Raw genomic sequence first — 5,846 nt, 5'->3', positions numbered from 1 at the left:
GCGACGGCGGCTGAGTCGCCGCCGCAGTCCGCCCCCTGTGTCAGACGGCGGCGAGCGCCTGGTGCAGGTCGGCGAGCAGGTCGTCGATGTGCTCGATGCCGATGGACAGGCGCACCATGCCTTCGGTCACCCCCGCCTTGGCGAGTTCCTCGGCATCGAGCTGGCGGTGCGTGGTCGAGGCCGGGTGCGTGGCGAGCGACTTGGCGTCGCCGATGTTCACCAGGCGCAGGAACAGCTTGAGCGCATCGAGGAAGCGCGCCCCGGCAGCGCGCGCGTCCTCGCCCGGAGCGGTCTTGAGGCTGAAGGACAGGATGCCGGAGGCGCGCCCGCCGAGCTGCCTTTGCACCAGCGCGTGGTCCGGATGGTCGGGCAGGCCGGCATAGCGCACCCACTCGACCTTGGGGTGTGCCTGCAGTGCCTTGGCGATGGCCAGCGCGTTGTCGCAGATCCGGTCCATGCGCAGCGCCAGCGTCTCGATGCCCAGCAGCGTCAGGAAGGCGTTGTGCGGTGACAGCGCCGCGCCCATGTTGCGCAGCGGCACCACGCGCACCCGGCCAATGTAGGCAGCCTCGCCCAGCGCCTCGGTGTAGACCACGCCGTGGTAGCTGACGTCGGGCTCGTTCAGGCGCTTGAAGCGCGCCTTGTGCTCGGCCCAGGGGAACTTGCCGCTGTCGACGATGGCGCCGCCGATGCTGTTGCCGTGGCCGTTCAGGTATTTGGTGAGCGCGTGCACCACGATGTCGGCGCCGTGCTCGATGGGGCGCAGCAGGTAGGGGCTGGGCACGGTGTTGTCCACGATCAGCGGCACGCCGTGGGCGTGGGCCACGTCGGCCAGCGCCCGGATGTCGGTCACATTGCCCAGTGGGTTGCCGATGGATTCGCAGAACACCGCCTTGGTGCGCTCGTCGATCAGCGGGGCGAAGCTGGCCGGATCGCGTGGGTCGGCAAAGCGCACCTCGATGCCTTGCTGCGGGAAGGTGTGGGCGAAGAGGTTGTAGGTGCCGCCATAAAGCGTGCTGGCCGAGACGATGTTGTCGCCGGCCTCGGCGATGGCCTGGATGGCATAGGTGATGGCCGCCATGCCGGAGGCCACGGCCAGGGCGCCGACCCCGCCTTCGAGTGCCGCAAGGCGCTGCTCCAGCACGTCGTTGGTGGGATTCATGATGCGCGTGTAGATATTGCCCGGCACCTTCAGGTCGAACAGGTCGGCGCCGTGCTGGGCGCTGTCGAAGGCGTAGGCCACCGTCTGGTAGATCGGGACGGCGACGGACTTGGTGGTGGGGTCGGGCGAGTAGCCGGCGTGCACGGCCAGGGTTTCGATGCGCATTGCGAGTCTCTCGTCGAGGGCAGGTTGGCGGAAAAAGAAAAAGGCAAGCGGCCATTGTCGGCCAGAGCCACGCCCAGCCAACGACGACTTGGCTATGTGCTTATGCGCAAGGGGCGCGGCCTGCCCGGGCGCGGGGCGGGCGGCGGCTGGGCGGCTTCCCAGGCAGGCAGCGCCTGGTGGACGAGCACCGGGGCGTGGGCGTCGGTGGCGGCGTAACGGACCTGGCCGGGGCTCAAGGTGCGCGCCGACCAGTTGGAGGTGGACATCTTCTTGCTCTTGGCCAGGCATTGGCCCAGCACCAGCGCGACGGCCGCGCGCACGCCGGTGTTGCGCCCGAAGCCATGGCGGGCAAAGACCCGGTCCAGGTCCTGGAGACCGGCGGGCTCGACCCCGAGGCGCGCCGGCAGGCTGCGCCGGTCGTTGTCCAGGCCGAAACCCACCTTCAGGATGCGCGCGTCGGCCAGGACCTCGCGCGCCAACTCGAGCGCCTCGCGGCGGTGCAGTTGCAGCAGCCAGGCGCCGTGCGGCGTGGCCAGTTGCACCAGGTCGGGGCCGGCGTCGTGCGCTCCGGCGGTAAAGAGCGGGCGGCTTTCGGTGTCGAAGCCTAGCACCGGCGCGGCAAGCAGCGCCGCGCGGGCGGCGGCGAAGTCCTCGGGCGTGGCCGGGATGTGGATGTGCTGCGGCGCCAGCGTGGGAAAGGGCGGCAGCAGGGCGGATTGCTCCTTGCTGGGCGGCAGGCGGCGGGGCATGGGGATGGTCTGCGGGCGGCTTGGGGGCGCTGCGCGGCGGCGGTTCAGGCAGGCCGCGTGCGATAGAACTGCATCGGCTGCTCGGCCATCTGCCGGGCATGCTGGTTGAGCACCGATCTCTTCATCCGGCCCACCACGTGCATCTCGCACGGCTTGCAGTCGAAGCGCAGCGTCAGCCGCTCCTTGCCGTTGATGAGCTGCAGGGGCTCGGCGCGGATGGTGCCCTTGACGCCGATCACGCCCTTGGCCTGCTTGGGACACAGGCTCAGGCTGTAGCGCACGCAGTGCTTGGTGATCATCAGGCTGACCTCGCCTTCTTCCTCCTTGGATTCGTAGGCGGCGGCGATCACCTTGACGCCGTGTTTCATGTAGAAGTCGTGCGCCTTGTGGTTGAAGACGTTCGCAAGGTAGGTCAACGTGTCTTCGGGGAAGGGCACGGGCGGCTCGACCGGCTGCGCGCGCGGCAGACGCACGAAGCCTGCGGCGCGTGCGGCTTCGAGCCGGGCCACGGCATCCCGGCGCAGCTGGTTCAGCGCCGAGGCCGGCACGAACCACGGCCGGGACAGCTGCAGGGCGATGTCGTGCACGGCAAAGATCGTCGCGCCGAAGCGCCCGAGCTGCTCGCGCAGCGCCGCCTGGGCGCGGGCCGGATCGCTGGCCAGTTCATGCGGATGCTCGACATGGGCGCTGCCGACGAAGCCGTCCTCGTCGGTCAGCGTCAGGGCCAAGCCGTCCGGCGTCTCGGCCAGCTGCGCCCACAGGCCGATGCGCCGGTCGCTGGATTTCTTCGCCAGCTGGCGCACCCAGTCCATATCGCGGTTTCGGTTGATCTCCAGGCCGCGGCGCAAGTCCTTGAGGCTGGCGATCGGATCTTTCGGGAACACGCGCCAGCGGCCAGCGCTGGCGTCCTGGCACTCGGCGCGGTTGATGTGCACGCCCACCAGCTCCTTTTGCAGATCCCAATAGCACAGGCCGTCGCCGTTGTGCAGCACGGTGGCGGGGTCGTTCACCTCCAGCTCGAACCACTGCTCGCCTGCCTTGGCACTGCCCACGCGCGTGACCCAGCCGATGGCGCGGCCCGGCGTCTTGGGCGTGTCGAAGGCGCCGATGTCCTGCTGGCGGCCATTGACGAAGTAGTCGGTGAACTCGCGGTTGAAGTTCTGATCCGGGTCGGGGGTGAAGGCAAAGCTGGTGCGCCCGGACGAGGCGCGCGCCAGCGGGGCGCTGCCGGATTCGCGCTCCTCGATGATCTCGTCGAGCAGCCGGCGGTAGTGCGCCGTGATGTTCTTCACGTAGCCCATGTCCTTGTAGCGCCCCTCGATCTTGAAGCTTCTCACGCCGGCGTCGATCAGCGCGCGCAGGTTGTCCGACTGGTTGTTGTCCTTCATGGACAGCACGTGCTTTTCATGTGCCAGGATGCGGCCCTGGCCGTCGAGCACCTCGTACGGCAGGCGGCAGGCCTGGTTGCAGTCGCCGCGGTTGGCGCTGCGCCCGGTGTGCGCGTGGCTGATGTAGCACTGGCCCGAATAGGCCACGCACAGCGCGCCGTGGATGAAGAACTCGATGCTGGTGCGCGCCGGGTCGGTGGCGGCGCGAATGGCGGCGATCTGCGCCAGATCCAGCTCGCGCGCCAGCACGATCTGCGACAGGCCCACGTCCTGCAGGAAGCGCGCCTTCTCCGGCGTGCGGATGTCCGTCTGCGTGCTGGCGTGCAGCTGGATGGGCGGCAGGTCGATCTCCAGCAGGCCCATGTCCTGGATGATCAGCGCATCCGCGCCCGCCTCGTAGACCTGCCAGGCCATGCGGCGCGCGTCGTCGAGTTCGTCGTCGCGCAAGATGGTGTTGAGCGTGATGAAGACGCGGCTGTGGAAACGGTGTGCGTGCGCGATCAGCCGCTCCAGCTCGCGGATGTCGTTGCCCGCCGTGGCACGCGCGCCGAAGGCCGGGCCGCCGATGTAGACGGCGTCAGCGCCGTGGTTCACCGCCTCGATGCCGATGTCGGCATCGCGCGCGGGCGAGAGCAGTTCGAGCTGGTGGGGCAGGAGGGACATAGGATGCGGATTATCCCAGCGCCACCCCGCCAGCGCCCGGTGGCGTGGCAACGGCCCCCGCGGGACGAGGGCAGCGCCCGGCGCCTGCGGCACAATTGCGGGTTTTCCCTGATCGTGCGCGTTCCGGGCGGGCGCCGGTGCGGTCCTGGGCTGTGCGCCTACAGCGCAGCCACCGGGCCGCGCCCTAGCATGGCGCCCATCCCCGCACCCACCGGCAAAGCATGGCCCTCCAGTTCGGTACCTACTACACCCTCATCTTCGCGGCCGTCGTGCTGCTGGTGGGCAAGTTCCTCGTGCAACGTGTGCGCTGGCTGCGCGAGTTCAACATCCCGGAGCCGGTGGCGGGCGGGCTGGTCGCGGCGCTGGTGTCCTGGGGGTTGAACCTCGCGACGGGCGTGCAGCCGTCCTTCGACGCGGGCCTGCAGAACGCCTTCATGCTGGTGTTCTTTTCCTCCATCGGACTGAGCGCGAACTTCGCCAAGCTGCGCGCGGGCGGCCTCGGGCTGGTCGTCTTCCTGCTGGTGGTGATCGTCTTCATCGTGGTGCAGGACAGCGTCGGCGTCGCGCTGGCGAGCGCTCTCGGCCTGGACCCGCTGATCGGCCTGATCGCCGGTTCCGTGACCCTGGTGGGCGGGCACGGCACGGCCGGCGCCTGGGGGCAGGTGCTGGAGCAGCAGCACGGAGTGCGCGGCGCGGTCACGCTCGGCATCGCCTGCGCGACCTTCGGGCTGGTGATCGGCGGACTGATCGGCGGGCCACTGGCCAAGTGGCTGATCCAGCGCAACGATCTGCGCGGGCCGCAGGCCAACGGCCAGGCGGGGGCGCTGGAGGCGGGCACGCCCAATTTCGAATTCCCGCACAAGACGCGCATCATCACGGCAGACGCCGCCATCGAGACCATGGCGCTGTTCGCCGGCTGCCTGGCCTTTGCCGAGTTCATGACGCATTTCACGGCCGGCACGGCGGTGCAGCTGCCGACCTTCGTGTGGGCGCTGGGCGGGGGCGTGCTGATCCGCAACATCCTGGATTACGTGTTCAACTTCGAGGTCTTCGACCGCGCCATCGACGTGTTCGGCAATGTCGGCCTGTCGATCTACCTGGCGATCGCGCTGCTGTCGCTTAAATTGTGGGAGCTGGCCGGACTGGCCGGGCCGCTGGTGGTGATCCTGGCAGCACAGACCGTGGTGATGGCGGCCTACGCGGGCTTCATCACCTTCCGCGTCATGGGGCGCGATTACGATGCGGCCGTGCTGTGCGCCGGCCACTGCGGCTTCGGCATGGGCGCGACGCCCACGGCGGTGGCCAACATGCAGGCCATCACGAACCAGTATGGCGCGTCGCACAAGGCCTTTTTGATCGTGCCGATGGTGGGGGCCTTCTTCATTGACCTGGTGAACGCCGTGGCGATCCAGGTCTTCATCAAGATGTTCGGCTGAGGGAGGGCGGACATGCGTCTGGGCTTTGGGCTGGTGGGGCTGCTGGTGGCGCTGGCCATCGTGGCGGTGGTCGCGAGGAAGCAGCTGGGCGCCACGCGCGTGGCGGTGCCGCCGGCCGTGCAGGAGCGGCAGGGACCGGCAGGCGGCGATGGCGCTGCGCCCTCGGTGCGCGTCCAGGGGGAGCAGCTGCAGCAGCAGGTGCAACGGCAGATGGAGGCGCTCATGCAGCAGCCACGCGGATTGCCCGACGACGCGCAGTGAACACGCCGCAAGCCGGGCGGGC

At 69.2% G+C, this 5,846-nt stretch carries 5 protein-coding genes; 2 read left to right on the top strand and 3 right to left on the bottom strand.

The genetic code is table 11. The features are described from left to right. Nucleotides 1-40 precede the first annotated feature (40 nt). The 3 genes from A612_RS14875 to A612_RS14865 all read right to left on the bottom strand — a co-directional run bounded on the left by A612_RS14875 (nt 41) and on the right by A612_RS14865 (nt 4,127). Complete coding sequence (locus A612_RS14875) at nt 41-1,327, bottom strand: O-acetylhomoserine aminocarboxypropyltransferase/cysteine synthase family protein (protein ID WP_019375237.1); 1,287 nt, start codon at nt 1,325-1,327, stop codon at nt 41-43. A gap of 92 nt (nt 1,328-1,419) precedes the next feature. Continuing rightward, nucleotides 1,420-2,076: a 3'-5' exonuclease gene (locus tag A612_RS14870; RefSeq protein ID WP_019375236.1), complete on the bottom strand. Its 657-nt coding sequence runs from the start codon at nt 2,074-2,076 to the stop codon at nt 1,420-1,422. 44 nt (nt 2,077-2,120) lie between these two features. Continuing rightward, nucleotides 2,121-4,127: a peptidase U32 family protein gene (locus A612_RS14865; protein WP_019375235.1), complete on the bottom strand. Its 2,007-nt coding sequence runs from the start codon at nt 4,125-4,127 to the stop codon at nt 2,121-2,123. Nucleotides 4,128-4,348: 221 nt separating this feature from the next. Between A612_RS14865 and gltS the strand changes: the two genes are divergently transcribed. Together gltS and A612_RS14855 are read left to right on the top strand one after the other, a co-directional pair. Further along, the gene (gene gltS / locus A612_RS14860) at nt 4,349-5,563 is read left to right on the top strand and encodes a sodium/glutamate symporter (RefSeq protein ID WP_019375234.1); all 1,215 of its coding nucleotides are present in this window, start codon (nt 4,349-4,351) and stop codon (nt 5,561-5,563) included. A 12-nt stretch (nt 5,564-5,575) separates the two neighbouring features. After that, on the top strand, nt 5,576-5,824 hold the full coding sequence (locus tag A612_RS14855; protein ID WP_019375233.1) for a hypothetical protein: 249 nt from the start codon (nt 5,576-5,578) through the stop codon (nt 5,822-5,824). Nucleotides 5,825-5,846: the final 22 nt, after the last annotated feature.

The organism is Melaminivora alkalimesophila, from assembly GCF_000282995.1.
In the GTDB taxonomy this organism is placed as follows: Bacteria; Pseudomonadota; Gammaproteobacteria; order Burkholderiales; family Burkholderiaceae_C; genus Melaminivora; species Melaminivora alkalimesophila.
The sequence above is the reverse complement of the archived record's forward strand: the minus strand, read 5'-3'. Positions and strand labels throughout refer to the sequence as shown.

Excerpts from the sequence above, each read along its gene's own strand:
- A612_RS14875 (WP_019375237.1), bottom strand. The coding sequence starts at position 1,327 with ATGCGCATCGAAACCCTGGCCGTGCACGCCGGCTACTCGCCCGACCCC.
- A612_RS14870 (WP_019375236.1), bottom strand. The coding sequence starts at position 2,076 with ATGCCCCGCCGCCTGCCGCCCAGCAAGGAGCAATCCGCCCTGCTGCCG.
- A612_RS14865 (WP_019375235.1), bottom strand. The coding sequence starts at position 4,127 with ATGTCCCTCCTGCCCCACCAGCTCGAACTGCTCTCGCCCGCGCGCGAT.
- gltS (WP_019375234.1), top strand. The coding sequence starts at position 4,349 with ATGGCCCTCCAGTTCGGTACCTACTACACCCTCATCTTCGCGGCCGTC.
- A612_RS14855 (WP_019375233.1), top strand. The coding sequence starts at position 5,576 with ATGCGTCTGGGCTTTGGGCTGGTGGGGCTGCTGGTGGCGCTGGCCATC.